The sequence below is a fragment of the Calidithermus timidus DSM 17022 genome (assembly GCF_000373205.1).
Classification (GTDB): domain Bacteria; phylum Deinococcota; class Deinococci; order Deinococcales; family Thermaceae; genus Calidithermus; species Calidithermus timidus.
The window spans coordinates 327516-342131 of sequence record NZ_KB890688.1; the positions used below are offsets into that span (position 1 = coordinate 327516).

At 64.7% G+C, this 14616-nt stretch carries 14 protein-coding genes; 11 read left to right on the forward strand and 3 right to left on the reverse strand.

The features are described 5' to 3' along the window. The first annotated feature begins 1 nt into the window (after nt 1). Nucleotides 2–1255: a histidinol dehydrogenase gene (gene hisD / locus B047_RS0104790; protein ID WP_018465822.1), complete on the forward strand. Its 1254-nt coding sequence runs from the start codon at nt 2–4 to the stop codon at nt 1253–1255. Here the strand turns inward: hisD and B047_RS0104795 are convergent. Further along, complete coding sequence (locus B047_RS0104795) at nt 1243–1830, reverse strand: glycerol-3-phosphate acyltransferase (RefSeq protein ID WP_018465823.1); 588 nt, start codon at nt 1828–1830, stop codon at nt 1243–1245. The two genes, hisD and B047_RS0104795, sit on opposite strands and share 13 nt — an antisense overlap. Before the next feature lie 190 nt (nt 1831–2020). Between B047_RS0104795 and B047_RS0104800 the strand changes: the two genes are divergently transcribed. From B047_RS0104800 to B047_RS0104845, 10 genes are all read left to right on the forward strand, one after another. Further along, complete coding sequence (locus B047_RS0104800) at nt 2021–3214, forward strand: argininosuccinate synthase (RefSeq protein ID WP_018465824.1); 1194 nt, start codon at nt 2021–2023, stop codon at nt 3212–3214. A 48-nt stretch (nt 3215–3262) separates the two neighbouring features. Then, nucleotides 3263–4660 (forward strand): argininosuccinate lyase, encoded by a 1398-nt coding sequence (argH, locus tag B047_RS0104805; protein ID WP_018465825.1) that lies wholly within the window; start codon nt 3263–3265, stop codon nt 4658–4660. Nucleotides 4661–4673: 13 nt separating this feature from the next. Continuing rightward, on the forward strand, nt 4674–5213 hold the full coding sequence (locus B047_RS0104810; protein ID WP_018465826.1) for an N-acetyltransferase: 540 nt from the start codon (nt 4674–4676) through the stop codon (nt 5211–5213). Between the two features lie 39 nt (nt 5214–5252). After that, nucleotides 5253–6380 carry a hypothetical protein gene (locus B047_RS0104815; protein WP_018465827.1) on the forward strand — a complete coding sequence of 376 codons (1128 nt, stop codon included), beginning with the start codon at nt 5253–5255 and terminating at the stop codon, nt 6378–6380. 15 nt (nt 6381–6395) lie between these two features. Then, a complete protein-coding gene (carA, locus tag B047_RS0104820; protein WP_018465828.1) occupies nt 6396–7562 on the forward strand; it encodes a glutamine-hydrolyzing carbamoyl-phosphate synthase small subunit in 1167 nt (388 codons plus the stop codon). 191 nt (nt 7563–7753) lie between these two features. After that, entirely contained in the window at nt 7754–8140 is a 387-nt protein-coding gene (locus B047_RS17475; protein WP_245533697.1) for a hypothetical protein, read from the forward strand. Between the two features lie 16 nt (nt 8141–8156). Beyond that, nucleotides 8157–9179, forward strand: a complete 1023-nt coding sequence (locus B047_RS0104830) for a lipid II:glycine glycyltransferase FemX (protein WP_018465830.1) — start codon at nt 8157–8159, stop codon at nt 9177–9179. A 78-nt stretch (nt 9180–9257) separates the two neighbouring features. Continuing rightward, nucleotides 9258–9824, forward strand: a complete 567-nt coding sequence (locus B047_RS0104835; RefSeq protein ID WP_018465831.1) for a hypothetical protein — start codon at nt 9258–9260, stop codon at nt 9822–9824. 3 nt (nt 9825–9827) lie between these two features. Further along, nucleotides 9828–10718 carry an LptA/OstA family protein gene (locus B047_RS0104840; protein WP_026234589.1) on the forward strand — a complete coding sequence of 297 codons (891 nt, stop codon included), beginning with the start codon at nt 9828–9830 and terminating at the stop codon, nt 10716–10718. After that, nucleotides 10693–11706 carry a hypothetical protein gene (locus tag B047_RS0104845; RefSeq protein WP_026234590.1) on the forward strand — a complete coding sequence of 338 codons (1014 nt, stop codon included), beginning with the start codon at nt 10693–10695 and terminating at the stop codon, nt 11704–11706. Before B047_RS0104840 ends, B047_RS0104845 begins: the two co-directional genes overlap by 26 nt. 12 nt (nt 11707–11718) lie before the next feature. On the opposite strand, the gene B047_RS0104850 is transcribed toward B047_RS0104845, so the two are convergent. Together B047_RS0104850 and B047_RS0104855 are read right to left on the reverse strand one after the other, a co-directional pair. Beyond that, nucleotides 11719–13221: an ABC transporter ATP-binding protein gene (locus B047_RS0104850; RefSeq protein WP_018465834.1), complete on the reverse strand. Its 1503-nt coding sequence runs from the start codon at nt 13219–13221 to the stop codon at nt 11719–11721. 197 nt (nt 13222–13418) lie between these two features. After that, nucleotides 13419–14561 carry a BMP family lipoprotein gene (locus tag B047_RS0104855; RefSeq protein WP_026234591.1) on the reverse strand — a complete coding sequence of 381 codons (1143 nt, stop codon included), beginning with the start codon at nt 14559–14561 and terminating at the stop codon, nt 13419–13421. Nucleotides 14562–14616 lie beyond the last annotated feature (55 nt).

Consider the following 14616-nt stretch of genomic DNA (forward strand, 5'->3'; position numbering starts at 1 on the left):
TATGATTCAGACCGCACAGCAAGTTCGAGGGCGCTTCGCCGACCGCCGCATGACGATCGAGTATGGCGATGCGCTGGAGAGAGTACGGGAGATATTGAGGAGTATCGAACTCGAGGGCGATGCCGCCCTCGACCGCTGGAGCCTCGAGCTCGACGGGGCTGCCGTCGAGGAGATCCCCAAGCGCGAGTGGCGTGAAGCCTACGACGACCTCGAGGCCGAGCTGCGCGACGCGTTGGAGACCGCCAGGGAGCGCATCGAGGCCTTCTACCGCAAGGAGCCGCAGGGGGGTTTTCTCGAGGCCAGCTCCGAGGGGGTTCTGGGCCAACTGGTGCGCCCGCTGGATCGGGTGGGGGTTTACGTCCCCGGAGGCAGCGCCCCCCTGATCTCCACGGTGCTCATGACCGCCGTTCCCGCCAAGGTCGCAGGGGTCGGTGAGATCGTGCTCGCGAGTCCGCCGCGGGTTCATCCGGCCATCCTGGCTGCGGCTTGGGTGGCCGGAGCTGACCGGCTGTTCGCCATGGGCGGAGCCCAGGCCATCGCCGCCTTGGCCTACGGCACCGCGCGGGTGCCGCGCGTGGACAAGGTGATGGGGCCGGGCAATCGCTACGTGGTGCTGGCCAAGCGCGAGGTCTACGGCTCGGTGGGCATGGAGGCCCTGCCGGGTCCGACCGAGACCCTCATCGTGGCCGATTCCTCGGCCAATCCCCGTTTGCTGGCCGCCGACTTGCTGGCCCAGGCCGAGCACGGGCCCGACTCCGAAGCCTGGCTGCTCTCGCCCGACGCGGAGTTGCTCGAGGCCGTTGAGGCCGAGCTCGAGCGCCAGCTCTCCGACCTGCCCCGCGCCGCCATCGCCCGCCAGGCCCTCGCCCGCAGCGGGCTGGTGCGGGTCGAGAGCCTGGAGCAGGCTTTGGAGTGGGCCAACCTCTATGCGCCCGAACACCTCTGCCTGTCGGTGCGCGAGCCGCTGGAATACCTGGGGATGGTGCGTAACGCCGGGGGGATCTTTCTGGGAGAGCACTCCTGCGAGGCGCTGGGCGACTACATCGCCGGGCCCAGCCACGTCATGCCCACCGCGGGCACGGCGCGCTATGGGGGAGGCTTAGCGCTACGCGATTTTCTCAAGGTAATCCCGGTGGTGGGGCTTTCCGCTCAAAGCTCGCTGCGGCTGGCGCAGCTAGGGGCTAGGTTGGCGAGGGAAGAAGGCCTCGAGGCCCACGCCAGGGCCCTGGATTTGCGCGCTGCTCAGCGGCTTTGACTTCGCTCTTTGGGCTTGGGTAGGCTGCGGCGATTCCACTCGGGAAGGTGGCGCAGGGCGATGGGAATCCCCACGCCGAAGCCAAACCAGATATAAGGCGTAGCCTGACCCACGCTCGCGGCGATCACCGGCAGACAAAGGGCGACGAGGGCGATGGCCCGGTAGAGGCTGCGCGAGAGGAGATAGATCAGCCCGATCAGCGCGAAGGAGAACAGCAACATCAGCGGTTTGACCGCCAGCAGCACCCCCGCAGCGGGTGCCAGGCCTTTGCCCCCCCGGCCTAGCAGCCAGGCCGAGAAGCAGTGGCCCCAGACCGCGGCGGCTCCCGCGAGGAGGCCCGCCTCGAAGCTCTTCCCCAGAAACTCCCCGATGGCCACGGCCATCAGGCCCTTGGCCACGTCCAGAAGCAGCACCATCAGGCCGGGTATTACTCCCAGCACCCGCAGGGCGTTGAGGGCTCCCACATTGCCCGAACCCTCGGCCATCAGGTTTTTCCCCTGCAGGAGGCCGAACCAGTAGGCAAAGGGGAGGCTTCCGAAGAAGTAGCCCGCCAGCAGCGCGTTGAGGTAGTCCATAGCCGCAATCCACAGCATATCGCGCTTCCCGCCGCCTGCATATTGACCTCCGGACACCCCCTGCGTATAGTTATGCAGTATGGAAGGGCGAGTGCGACGACTTTGTGCTTGAGCCAGGACGTCGGCTTGCCGTTTTTGGGCGGGGCGCGTCCCCGCCCAAACTATGCAGCACGATTGGAGAATGATGAGCATGAAAATCGTTTTGGCCTACTCCGGCGGTTTGGATACCAGCATCATCTTGAAGTGGCTCATTGAGCACTACAACGCCGAAGTCATCTGTTTCACCGCCGATATCGGGCAGGGCGAGGAGGTCGAGGAAGCTCGCTTCAAAGCGCTCAAGACCGGGGCCAGCAAGGCCTATGCCCTGGACCTGCGCGAGGAGTTCGTGCGGGATTTCGTCTTTCCCATGTTCCGCTCCGGTGGGCTCTACGAGGGCTATTACCTCATGGGTACCTCCATCGCCCGACCCCTCATCGCCAAGCACCTCGTGCGCATCGCCAAGGAGGAGGGCGCTGAAGCCATCGCTCACGGCGCGACCGGCAAGGGCAACGACCAGGTGCGCTTCGAGCTCACGGCCTACTCCCTCGAGCCCTCCATCCGGGTGATCGCTCCGTGGCGGGAGTGGGACTTCGTGGGACGCCCGCAGATGATCGAGTATGCAGCCATGCACGGCATCCCCGTCCCGGTGACGCTGGAGAAGCCTTATTCCATGGACGCCAACCTGCTGCACATCTCCTATGAGGGGGGGGTGCTCGAGGATCCTTGGGCCGAGCCTCCGGCGGGCATGTTCCGCCTCACCAAAGACCCCTGGGAAGCCCCCAACGAGCCTGAGCTGGTGGAAATTCAGTTCGAGGGCGGCGACGCGGTGGCGGTCAACGGCGAGCGCCTGAGTCCCGCCGAGCTGCTGACCAGACTCAACGCAATTGGCGGGCGGCACGGCATTGGCCGGGTGGACCTGGTGGAAAACCGCTTCGTGGGCATGAAGTCACGGGGCATCTACGAGACCCCCGGCGGCACGCTGCTCTACCATGCCCGGCGGGCGGTCGAGAGCCTCACCCTCGACCGCGAGGTGCTGCATCAGCGCGATCAATTGGCCATCAAGTACGCCGAACTGGTCTATAACGGCTTTTGGTTCGCCCCTGAGCGTGAAGCGCTGCAAGCTTACTTCGACCACGTGGCCCGCACCGTCACCGGTACGGTGCGCTTCAAGCTCTACAAGGGCAACATCATCATGGCCGGGCGCCGCTCGCCCCTCTCGCTCTACGACAAGAGCCTGGTCTCCTTCGACGAGAAGGGTGGCTACGATCAGGCCGACGCCGAGGGCTTCATCAAGCTCAACGCCCTGCGCTTGCGGGTGCGGGCCAAGGCCCAGCCGAAGGATTAGCCGGGTGACTTGGCCGTTTGCGCTGCATAAACACCTCGAGGTCCACCCATGAGTCAGGATCAGACCCAACGCACCTGGGGCGGGCGCTTCGCCGAGGCTCCCGACCGGCTGGCCCAGCAGTTCAACGCTTCCTGGACCTTCGATCGGCGGCTGGCCCTGGTGGATATCGAGGGCTCGCTGGCCCACGCGGCGATGCTGGCGAAGCAGGGCATCATCAGCGCCGAGGAGGCCGAGACCCTAAGGCGGGGACTGCTCGAGGTGCGCCGGGAGATCGTGGAGGGCCGCTTCGTCTGGCGGGAGGAACTCGAGGACGTGCACATGAACATCGAGGCCCGCCTGAGCGAGCTGGTGGGTCCGGTGGGCGGCAAGCTGCACACCGCCAGGAGCCGCAACGACCAGGTCGCCACCGACCTGCGGCTATGGCTGCGGGGAGAACTCGGCGCGATCCTGGGCGAACTCGAGGCCCTGCGCCGGGTGTTGGTTCAGCAGGCCGAGAAGTACCTCGAGCCTCCCCTCGTCCTGCCCGGTTACACCCACCTCCAGCGGGCCATGCCGGTGCTCTTGTCCCACTGGTTTTTGGCTTACTACGAGATGTTTTCCCGTGACGCCGGGCGCATCCAGGATGCCCTCAAACGCCTCAATGAATCCCCGCTGGGCGCGGCGGCGCTGGCGGGGACCGGCTTTCCCATCGACCGCCACTACACCGCCGAGGCGCTGGGCTTTGCCCGGCCCATGCGCAACTCGCTCGACGCGGTGGCCAGCCGCGACTTCGCCCTCGAGGCCCTCTCGGCCTTAGCCATCGGCCAACTCACCCTCTCGCGCCTGGCGGAGGAAGTGGTGCTCTACACCTCCTTCGAGTTCGGCTTCGCGGTGCTCCCCGATGCCTTCAGCACGGGCTCCTCCATCATGCCTCAGAAGAAGAACGCCGATGTCGCCGAGCTGATCAGGGGCAAAGCCGGGCGGGTGCTGGGCAGCCTGGTCGCGCTGGCGACGGTGGTCAAGGGCCTGCCGCTGGCCTACAACAAGGACCTGCAGGAGGACAAGGAGCCCCTCTTCGACGCCTGCGACACCTACCGCGCCTCGCTCAAGCTGATGGCGGCGATGCTGCCGGGGCTGGCGTGGAAGCCCGAGCCCATGGCCAAGGCCGCCGAGTCAGGCTTCTCCCTGGCGACCGAGCTCGCCGACTACCTGGCGCAGCAGGGCCTGCCCTTCCGCGAGGCCCACCACGTGGTCGGGCGCATTGTGCGCCACTGCGCCGAGGCAGGCAAGGAGCTTCGCGATCTCGAGCTCGCCGAGCTCCAGTCCTTCCATCCCCTCTTCGCTGCGGAGGCCCTGGAGCTCACCCGGCTCGAGACCGCCATTCACCGACGACGCTCCTACGGCGCGACCGCGCCGGAGCGGGTCCGAGAAGCCATCGAGATTGCCAAACGCGAGGTTGGACTTTAATTGGAGGCAAGGGATGAGCACCCTGATCGAAGTTGGAAGCACTCGGCTCCCAGACGTGCGTTGGGATGCCAATGTCGAGCTGCGCAAGGCCAGGATGAAGGATGTCGAGCCGATCTACACCCTCATCAAGTACTGGGCCGAGCGCGGCCTCATGCTCGTGCGCAGCCACAACCACCTCTACGAGAACCTGCGCGACTTCTTCGTGCTCGAGGACGAGGACGGCCACATCGTGGGCTCGGGGGCGCTGCACATCCTCTGGCACGACATCGCCGAGGTGCGCGGCCTGGCGGTTCACCCCGAGCGCCAGGGGCAGGGCCTGGGGCGCTGGCTGGCTTTGGCCGCCGAGCGCGAGGCCAAGGACCTGGGGCTGCCTCAGATCTTCGCCTGGACGCTGCAGGTCAAGTTCTTCACCGGTCTGGGTTACCACGTCACTACCCGTGAGAACCTGCCGCCCAAGGTCTACCAGGAGTGCAGCCAGTGCCCCTTCTACGACAACTGCCGCGAGATCGGTGTGACCAAAGTGCTCGATCCTGACAACGCCTTCCGGAAGTAGGGCCATCTGCTTGTTCATCTGGCCGGGTAAACTTCAGCCATGGGTCTTCTCACCGATTACCTTGCTGCCGCCCTCAAGTCGGCTATCTACAAGCTAGGAGAGGGAGGTTTCGTCGAAGGAACCGTCCCGGAAATCCCTGGCTTGTTGGTGCGGGGTCGCACCTTCGAGGAATGCCGCGAACGCCTGCGCAGTGAGCTGGAAACTTGGCTCGCCAGGGCCCTGCTTTCGCACCAGATGCTCCCCGAGCTCGGTGGGGCAGGGGCTCTCCTGCAGGAACTCGCCCTCAGTACTCATCCCAGCACCAACCCCATCGAGCAGGCCATCCTGCAGAATACCCGCACCATCCTCCAGGAACTGCGCAGCCTGCGCCGGGGCGGGGGAGGGGGACGCCCGGAGGCTCAGCCTGCCGCCCCGGCTCCTCAAGCCCAGACCCAGCCCCAGCCCAAGCGCCCCAGCCTCAAGGTGGCCGATTACCTGGCCGAGGTAGGCCTGCAGCTCAAACCCAGCCTACCCTCATCCAACGAGACCGAGGACAAGGCGCTCGAGCGCCTGGCGGGGTTCATGGGCGAGCGCTACTCAGCCTTCGAGGGGCTCTATGCCCGCCTCAAGAGCGCAGCGGCGCGGGGTGGAGCCGACTTTCAGTACTCGCTGAGCGCTTTGAGCCAGCAGGACATCGGCACCAACACCCAGATCTGCTTGTGGTTGAAGGAGGCCGGGCTGTTGCAGAAATACACTTACTCCAGCAAGCAGCGGCGCATCTACGCCCGGCCCAGCAACGAGGGCAAGCACCAAGGCTTTCTCACCGGCGGCTGGTTCGAGCGCTACGTGCGCCAACGGGCGCAGCTCATCCTGCGGCGGCGCAACACTCCCCACGACCTCGAGGCCAACCCCCTGATCCTCTACCCCAACGGCGACCGCTTCGAGGTAGACCTGCTGGTGCGCACCCCCAACCGCTTCGTGCTCGTCGAGTGTAAGACCGGGGACTTCGAGGAGGCCCTCGACCGCCACCAGCGTATCGCCTCCGACTTGCGCATCCCGGCTAAGCAGGTGCTCTACGTGCTGCTGGGCATCCCCGAGCCGGTGCTGGATGAGTTGAGCAGCCAGTGGGGCTTCACCTTTGCCAACGAGAAAACCCTCGACGAGCAACTCGAGGCCCTGCTGGGCTAGAATGTGGAGATTGCTATGAAGGAACGCGCGGTTTTAGTCCTCGAGGATGGCACCACTTACCACGGTTACGCCTTCGGACACCGGGGCAAGAACGTGGGAGAGGTGGTGTTCAACACGGCCCAGACCGGCTACCAGGAGATCCTCACCGACCCCAGCTATAACGGCCAGATCGTGGTCATGACCTACCCCCACCAAGGCAACTACGGGGTCAACGTCTTCGACATGGAGTCCAACCGTCCCTGGGTGCGCGGTTTCGTGGCGCGGGAGTTTAGCACCTACGCCGCTGGGCCCCGCGCCCAGCAGAGCCTCGCGGAGTTCATGACCGAGCACGGGGTGGTGGGACTGGAGGGCATCGACACCCGCGCCCTGGTGCGCAAGATCCGCGAGGGGGGCGTGCTCAAGGGGGTTATCGCCCACGCTTCCCACTTCGGCGACCCCAATTACCGCTTCCACCAGGCCGACCTCGAGGCCCTGCGCGAGGAAGCCCGCAACTGGAAGGACATCGACGGGCGCGACATGACCCCCGAGGTCTCCACCCCGCTGCCCTACCAGTTCCCCACCTTCAAGGGCAAGCGCCGCATCGTGGTGATGGACTTCGGCATCAAGCACGCCCAGATGCGCTACATGGCCGAGCTGGGCTTCGAACTCATCGTGGTGCCCGGCAAGACCAACCCGGCCCAGATCATGGCGCTCGAGCCCGCCGGGCTCTTCGTCTCCAACGGCCCCGGTGACCCCTCCATGCCCCGCTACGCCCACGAGACGCTGTGGAAGCTGATGGGGCTCTTGCCCACCTTCGGCATCTGCCTGGGCCACCAACTGCTGGGCCTGGCCGCGGGCGGGCGCACCTTCAAGCTCAAATTCGGCCACCGGGGGGCTAACCACCCGGTCAAGAACCTGCTCACCGGCAAGATCGAGATCACCAGCCAGAATCACGGCTACGCCGTAGACCCCGACTCCCTCAAGGAGTTTCGCCCCACCCACATCAACCTCAACGACGGTACCCTCGAGGGCATGGCCCACCTGCGCTACCCGGTCTTCAGCGTGCAGTACCACCCCGAGGCCTGTCCCGGTCCCCACGACTCGCTCTACCTCTTCCGGCGCTTCCTCGAGGAAGTCGAAGCCTTCCACGGTATAACTGGAATACCGGTAGAGAAGCAGCGTACGGATAAACTCGGCGTTTAAAAAACCAATGACCGAAAGCTGTATCTGCTACATCCAAATTGGATTTTCTAGAATGCATGCAGGTTTATGATCGGGCTTCACCTTCGTAAGCGCCCGCAAGGCCTATCCTGAAGCAGTGCGACAGAAGAACTTCACGGGGCGTTGCTCGTCGAAGCTCGAGCCCTGAAGCTCAGGGTAGGTAGAATCACCCCATGCAGACATCGTCTCAGCTTCCGCCCTTCCTGCGCGGCGACGTCGAAAGCGTTCACCCCTCTCGAGGAGGTCTCGCAGACCGTGGACAGATGGGCTGCCGACCTCTCCGCGGAGGGCTTCTGGTGGATGCCCGCGCTCGAGGCCAACGCCCTGCGGCGGTGCTGGAGGAGTTTCGCAAGAACCTGCACCTGGTGCGGGAGGGGCTCTCCCGGCTCGAGCAGGCCGAGCTCGAGGCCCTGCGCTCCTGGGGCGCCTTTGCCCCGGTCTGGGCGATCTACGTCTTCGACCATATCGCCGCACACGCCCAGCACCACGCCGGGCAGATCATCACCACGCGCAAGCTGTGGGAGTTCCTCGACTCCCGTTTGTTCCCTCCGCGGCTTTGAGGCATAATGACCTCTCGTGCTTCGACTCCAGACCATCACCGATCCCACCCACTGGAACGCGTTGGTGGCGTCCTTGCCCATCACCAGTGCGCTGCAAAGCTGGGGCTGGGGGGAGGTCAAGAAGCTGTCGGGCTGGATGCCTGAGCGGATTGCGCTCTACGAAGGCGACGAGCTGGTAGCCGCAGCTCAGTTGTTCCGCCGCAGCTTCTTTGGGCCGCTCTCGATGCTCTACGCCTCGAGGGGCCCGGCGCTGCGGAGGATCGAGGATTTGCCCAGGGTGGCCGAGGCCCTGCGGGCCAGGGCGGGGGGGGCGGCCTACCTCAAGCTCGAGCCCGAGGGCGGGCAGGACGCGGCGGCTACCCCCCCGAGCTTTTTGCCCCTGAGCCAGAGCGAGACCATCCAGCCCGAGTACACCATCTGGCTCGACCTGCGGCTGGGGCGCGAAGGCTTGCTCGAGGGCATGGACAGCATGCACAAGCGCAATACCAAGCTCGCCCAAAAACGTGTCGTCACCACCATCGAAGGTGAGGAGGCTTTCGAGGAGTTCTGGGCGCTGTTCGAGGAAACCAACCGCCGGGCAAAGCTGCTCCAGCACAGCAAGGAGTACTACCAGGCCGTGCTGCGTGAGATGAACCAACCGGAAGGGCGGGCCTTCATTTCCATCGCTCGCCACGAGGGCAGGGCTCTGGCCGCGGGGTTGTTCGTGGCCTTCGCGGGCAAGCTCGATTACCTCTACGGGGGTTCCAGCCGCGAGAACTCCAACGCCAAAGCCCCCAACGGGATGCATTGGGGAGCCATAGAGTGGGGCATTCAGCACGGCTACCACACCTACGACCTGTGGGGCGTTCCACGTCAGAGCGAGGGGAGCCACGCGGCGGGGATCGACCGCTTCAAGGAGGGCTTTGGAGGGCGACGGGTGCGTTTTCCAGCTTATGACCTCGCCTTCTCGCCCCTCTATGGCCTGCTGACCAAAGCCCTGCGCCTGCGCAAAAACTGGATGAACTACCGCACACGGGGCACTACCCGAGACGTTTTGTGAGATGGATGGATGTTGCTTGGGGTTGCGCCCTGGCTCAGGCTTCACGCTTCTAAGGCCGTGAGTACCTAGGTTGAGACCGTGCTGCGTCCCGCTCTGATCCTGCTGGCTGTCATCGTTGTCCTGGCGGTGGTGCTCACCAGTCGCCCGGTGCCCCTTCCGCCGACGCCCAGCCGGGGAGTGGTGCTACAGAACGTCCGGCTCGACCTCTATCCCGAACAGGACCCCGAGGCTACTTGGAAGTTCGAGGCTGGCCAAGTCGAGCAGGACCCCGGTAGCCGCGAGGCTAGGGTGAGTGGGCTCAAGGGCGGCGAGCGCTACGTCGGAGCTAAGCTCGACCTCCGGCTCAAGGCCCCCTCGGTGATCATCGACCGCGCGGACAACCTTCGCTTGCCCTATGCCACCGTGGAAATCCTCGAGGGCTGCTACCGGCTCGAGTTGGGCAAGCCAGGGGAGGGTGAGGTGCTGGTGGACCAGCGCTCCGGTTTCAGCGCTCCGAGCATCCACCTCACCGCGCCGGGGATCGAGGTCTTCGGGCGCAACTTCCGCAGCGACTTTGGCATGCAGAGCCCGACCTGGAACATCCAGAAGGAATCTGCCCAGACGGGCGGCGAGCTGCCCCCGTGTGAGATAGAAGGTGGTCGATAAGACATGAGACGAATGCTTTGGCTTGCGCTGATTGGGGTGGCCCTGGCTGCCAATGAGGTGAGGATCATCACCATCGAAAGCACCGATCCCAACGCGACCCGCTCCGGCGATCTGCGCTATGGTCCCTGGCTCTACCAGAGCAGCCAGCCCGGTGGGATCAAGGGCACGGTCAAGGACCTGGTGATCACCTCGAGCAAGGCCACGCTGAGCGCCCCCCAGGGCAAGACCATGAAGGACGCCGAAGGTGAGCGCACCGCCACCTTCGAGGGCAGCATCGTGGTCAAGCGCGACCGCATGACCGCCAAAGGCCCCAAGCTGGTCTACCAGGAGAGTACCGGCCTGGGCACGCTCTCCGGCCCGGCGCAGATGCGCCAGGAGCCTAAGGACGACAAAAGCGACCCGGTCGAGGTCACCGCCGGCAAGATGACCTTCGACGTCGACACCGACGTCTCCACCAGTGAGGGTGGCGTGGTGCTCAAGAACGGCAACCAGGAGGGCCAGTCGGACACGGTGTACTACGAGGAGAAGCGCGGCCTGGCCATCTTCAGCGACAAGGAGCAGGTGGTGCTCGTCCGCAAGCGCAGCGGGGCCGATGGCAACCTGATCATCCGGGCCAAGGAGGTGCGCAGCCTCACCAACGACAAGCGCCTCATCGCTACCGGCGGGGTTACCCTGGTGGACGGCAACATCACCACCACCGGCGACAGCCTGCTCTACGACGATAAAACCGGCATCGCCATCGTGGCGGGCAGGCCCGCCCGCAGCGAGAACCCCAAGGAAAACTTCCGCCTCTCCATCGGCGTCATCCAGCACGACGTGAACAAACACCGTGCGGTGCAGTACACCAAGCCCTTCACCCTTCCCGTCAATGACTTCCAAAAGGCGGCTAGATAGCTGGCTTTTGCTGTGGGCGGGGGCGACGCTGGCCCTCGCCCTCGCCCAGGAGTGGTATCCCGCGACGGTCGAGCTGGTGCGCCGGGGCAAGACCATCGTGGCCCAGCAGCAGACCCCTGAGAGCTTTTTCGCCGCCGAGTTCGGCGACATCGTGGTGGGCCAGATCGAGGCCATCGAGCAGGGGGTCATCCACCTGAAGGGTAGAGGGGCCTACTGGACCAATGCGGAAACCCGCATCCAGCGGCAACACCGGCAGGCCAGGCTCGAGGAGTTTGAGGTAGGGGAGTGGGTGGAGTTGGTGTTCAACTCCGACCGCAAGAACGATGCGGGGCAGAGCTTCGTCATGCGGCTGGTCCCGCTGAGCAAAAGCGCTGAACAGTCTGTAGAAAAGCGCACCAAGTACAACTACGCGGTCATGTCGGACGCCAAGCGGGTCAAGGTGACCTTTGGCCAGGATGCGACCGCTTTTGGCCACCTGGTTTTGGTGGACCAGGGCCTGGAGGAACTCATTCTGCTGACCGACGGCATCGCGCGGCTGGCGGGGGAGGGCGATACAGAAAGGCTCGAGGTCACCCGTAAAGCCACCCCCAACTCGGTCGAGATACAGCAGGGTCGCAGCAGGGCTTTTGGCACCGAGCTGCTCTACAACAACGAGACCGGCGAGGCCAGCGTCTCGGGGCCCATCAAGCTCGAGCGCTCGGGCGACAAGCCCCTCAGCGGCAGCGCGAATGCCCTGAGCTACAACGTAGACGACGAAACCCTACTGCTCGTTGGTCAGGTACGGCTGGTTCAGAAGGACCGCACCACCACTGCGCAAAGTGCCGTAGTGCGCGAGAAAGACGGCGTGGCTTTCCTCTACGGCACCCCCCAAGCCCCTGTCAGCAGCGAGAGCAAAGACGGTAAGGTGCGAGGTGCTAGGCTCAAGTACAACCTCGACACCGGTGACGTGGTGGTGCTCGAGGGCATTCAGGGTGAGTTCCAGGATTGAGCGAAAGCTCTGTTACGCCTTAATTCCCGCCATCAGCAGGCCCAGGCGCTCCTCGGTGGCCTCTTCGGTTTTGAGCTCGCCCATGATCCGGCCTTCAAACATCACCAGGATGCGGTCGGAGAGCGAGCGCACCTCGTTGAGATCGGCAGAGACCAGCAATACCGCCAGGCCCCGGTCGCGGGCCGCGACGATCTGCTCGTGGATGAACTCGATGGCCCCGATATCCACCCCGCGGGTGGGCTGGGCCGCGATCAGCACCTTAGGATCGCGAGAGAGTTCGCGCCCGACGATGATCTTCTGGGCGTTTCCCCCGGAGTAGCGCCGTCCGGCAAGCTCGGTGCTGCGGGGTCGCACGTCGAAGTTCTCGACGACCCTGCGGGCGTGCTGCTCGATGCTGTCGGCCTCGAGGAAGCTCATTACGGCATATGGCTCGCGATAGTGGTCGCCCAGGATGCAGTTCTCGCGGGTGCTGAAATCGAGCACCAGGCCGCGCTGATTGCGGTCTTCGGGGATGTGGGATAGGCCCCACTCGCGCACGGCTCGAGCTCTCTGCGGCAGCTCCTGGCCGCCATAGCGGACCTTGCCGAGGTAAGGGCGCAGCCCGGTGAGGGCCTCGACCAGCTCGGTCTGCCCGTTGCCTTCCACCCCGGCGATCCCCACCACCTCGCCAGCGCGAACCTTAAAGCTGATCCCCTTGAGGCTGTGCTTGGGGTTGTGCGACTGGGCCACTAGGCCTTCGACCTCGAGCATCACCTCGCCGGGGGCCTTGGGGGTTTTCTGCACGGTGAGGATGACCTCGCGTCCCACCATCATGCGGGCAAGTTCTTCCACGCTGGTATCCTTGGTCGTGACCGTACCCACCACCTTGCCGTCGCGGATGACGGTGGTGCGGTCGGAGACCCGGATCACCTCGGCCAGCTTGTGGCTGATGAAGATGGCTGCGTTGCCCTGCTGCACGAATTTGCGCAGGAACTCGAAGAGCTCCTCGGCTTCCTGGGGGGTGAGCACGGCGGTGGGCTCGTCGAGGATGAGGATGCGGGCCTTGCGGTAGATGGCCTTGAGGATTTCGACCCGCTGCTGCAAACCTACGGCCAGGTCTTCGATTTTGGCGTCGAGGTCGAGGTTGAAGCCCAGTTCTTTGTTCAGGGTCTCCACTTCGGCCCGGGCACGCGCGAGGTCGATTTGGGCAGGGCTGCCAGGTTCGGAGCCTAGAATGACGTTCTCCAGGACGGTGAAGGGCTCGACGAGCATGAAGTGCTGGTGCACCATACCGATGCCTTTGGCGATGGCATCGCGTGGGCTGGTGACGTGGACGGGGTGGCCGTCCACGATGATCTCGCCCTGATCGGGTTTGACCAGGCCGTAGACGATCTTCATGAGGGTGCTTTTGCCCGCGCCGTTTTCCCCCACGATCGCCAGCACCTCGCCCCAGCCCACGTCGAGGGAGATGTGGTCATTGGCCAGGACCAGGGGATAACGCTTGGTGATGTTGCGCAGCTCGAGGGCCTTTGTCATGGCATAGATAATACCGAACGGCTGTAGAGTGTACGTCCGATGCCGGATGCTGTATGTGGGGTGGATGTCCTACGTCGTACGCCAAACGCAAGACGCCTTGTCCAAGCGGGGCTGGAGAGATACCCCCTTCCTGCGGGCGGGGAGGGGTTACCAAAAAAACCTCTCCCCGAAGGGAGAGGCATGGTGTATGCCAGGTTTTAGCGGGCCGAGGGGACCTTGAGAGCGCCGCTGATGATCTGCTGGCGCAGGGTGCCCAGGCGGTTGAGGACGGCCTGGGGGATCAGGGCTTTGTTGAATTCGTCGAGGGCGAAGCCCACGCCGTTGTTGGAGAGACCGAACTCCTGCACTCCGCCCTTGAAGGTGCCCTCCTTGACGCTCTTAATCACCGAGTAGGTGGCCTGATCGACGCGCTTGAGCATCGAGGTGAGTACGTGGTTGAGGGTGGCGGGGTTGCGGTCGGTGTCGCCCAGGTAGTTCTGGTTGGCATCCACACCGATCATGAAGACCGGGCGGGTGTTGCCGGCGCAGGCCTGATTGTAGGCGGCGTACTTGGGCACGTCCTTGAAGTTGTCGCTGACGAATCTCACGCCCGCGGGCAGTTCGCTGGCCTTGAGGCAGCGCTTCTGCAGGATGAAGTCCTTTACGCCCAGACCGCTGGCGCCGGCGGCGGCGTAGATGATGTCGGCGCCTTGGCGGCTCTGGCTGGTGGCGAGCTCCTTGCCCTTGCCGGGGTCATTCCAGGCAGCGGGGGTGGTGCCGACGTAGTTGATGAGCACCTTGCCCTTGATGCCCCGAGCAGCGAAGGCCCGCTCGGCACCGGCTTTGTAGCCCTGCTCGAACTTGTGGATCAGCGGGATGTCCATGCCGCCTACGAAGCCCACCACGCCGGTGTTGGACAGGCTGCCGGCGATGTAGCCCACCAGGAAGCTGCCCTCGTGCTCGCGGAAGACCAATCCTACGGCATTGGGCAACTTGCCCTCGCCGGGCACATCGTCGATGACCGCGAACTTCACGTCGGTGAACTCTTTGGCCGCTTGGGTGATGGCGGGGTTGTTGGCGAAGCCCACGCCGATGACCAGATCGAAGCCCTCTTCGGCGAACTTGCGGATGCCCGAACCCACCTGTGAGGGGTCGGCGGGCTCGAAGTCGAAGATCTGCACGCCAAGATCCTTGGCGGCGCGTTGGGCACCTTCGTAGGTGGACTGGTTGAAGCTGCGGTCCTGCTTACCCCCGGCGTCGAATGCCAGGCCCACGCGAATCTGGTTCTGGGCCAACGCCGCCAGGCTGGCCACACCGGCCAGGCCCAGGGCCGCGATCCCGAGCACTACGGATTTCTTCATCGTGACTCCTCTCGAAGTGAAAACCAACATTTGGCTATTGCCGAGCGGCATTATA

Bases quoted from the DNA above. Each gene is read 5' to 3' on its own strand.
- hisD (WP_018465822.1), top strand. From the start codon at position 2: ATGATTCAGACCGCACAGCAAGTTCGAGGGCGCTTCGCCGACCGCCGC.
- B047_RS0104795 (WP_018465823.1), bottom strand. From the start codon at position 1,830: ATGGACTACCTCAACGCGCTGCTGGCGGGCTACTTCTTCGGAAGCCTC.
- B047_RS0104800 (WP_018465824.1), top strand. From the start codon at position 2,021: ATGAAAATCGTTTTGGCCTACTCCGGCGGTTTGGATACCAGCATCATC.
- argH (WP_018465825.1), top strand. From the start codon at position 3,263: ATGAGTCAGGATCAGACCCAACGCACCTGGGGCGGGCGCTTCGCCGAG.
- B047_RS0104810 (WP_018465826.1), top strand. From the start codon at position 4,674: ATGAGCACCCTGATCGAAGTTGGAAGCACTCGGCTCCCAGACGTGCGT.
- B047_RS0104815 (WP_018465827.1), top strand. From the start codon at position 5,253: ATGGGTCTTCTCACCGATTACCTTGCTGCCGCCCTCAAGTCGGCTATC.
- carA (WP_018465828.1), top strand. From the start codon at position 6,396: ATGAAGGAACGCGCGGTTTTAGTCCTCGAGGATGGCACCACTTACCAC.
- B047_RS17475 (WP_245533697.1), top strand. From the start codon at position 7,754: ATGCAGACATCGTCTCAGCTTCCGCCCTTCCTGCGCGGCGACGTCGAA.
- B047_RS0104840 (WP_026234589.1), top strand. From the start codon at position 9,828: ATGAGACGAATGCTTTGGCTTGCGCTGATTGGGGTGGCCCTGGCTGCC.
- B047_RS0104845 (WP_026234590.1), top strand. From the start codon at position 10,693: ATGACTTCCAAAAGGCGGCTAGATAGCTGGCTTTTGCTGTGGGCGGGG.
- B047_RS0104850 (WP_018465834.1), bottom strand. From the start codon at position 13,221: ATGACAAAGGCCCTCGAGCTGCGCAACATCACCAAGCGTTATCCCCTG.
- B047_RS0104855 (WP_026234591.1), bottom strand. From the start codon at position 14,561: ATGAAGAAATCCGTAGTGCTCGGGATCGCGGCCCTGGGCCTGGCCGGT.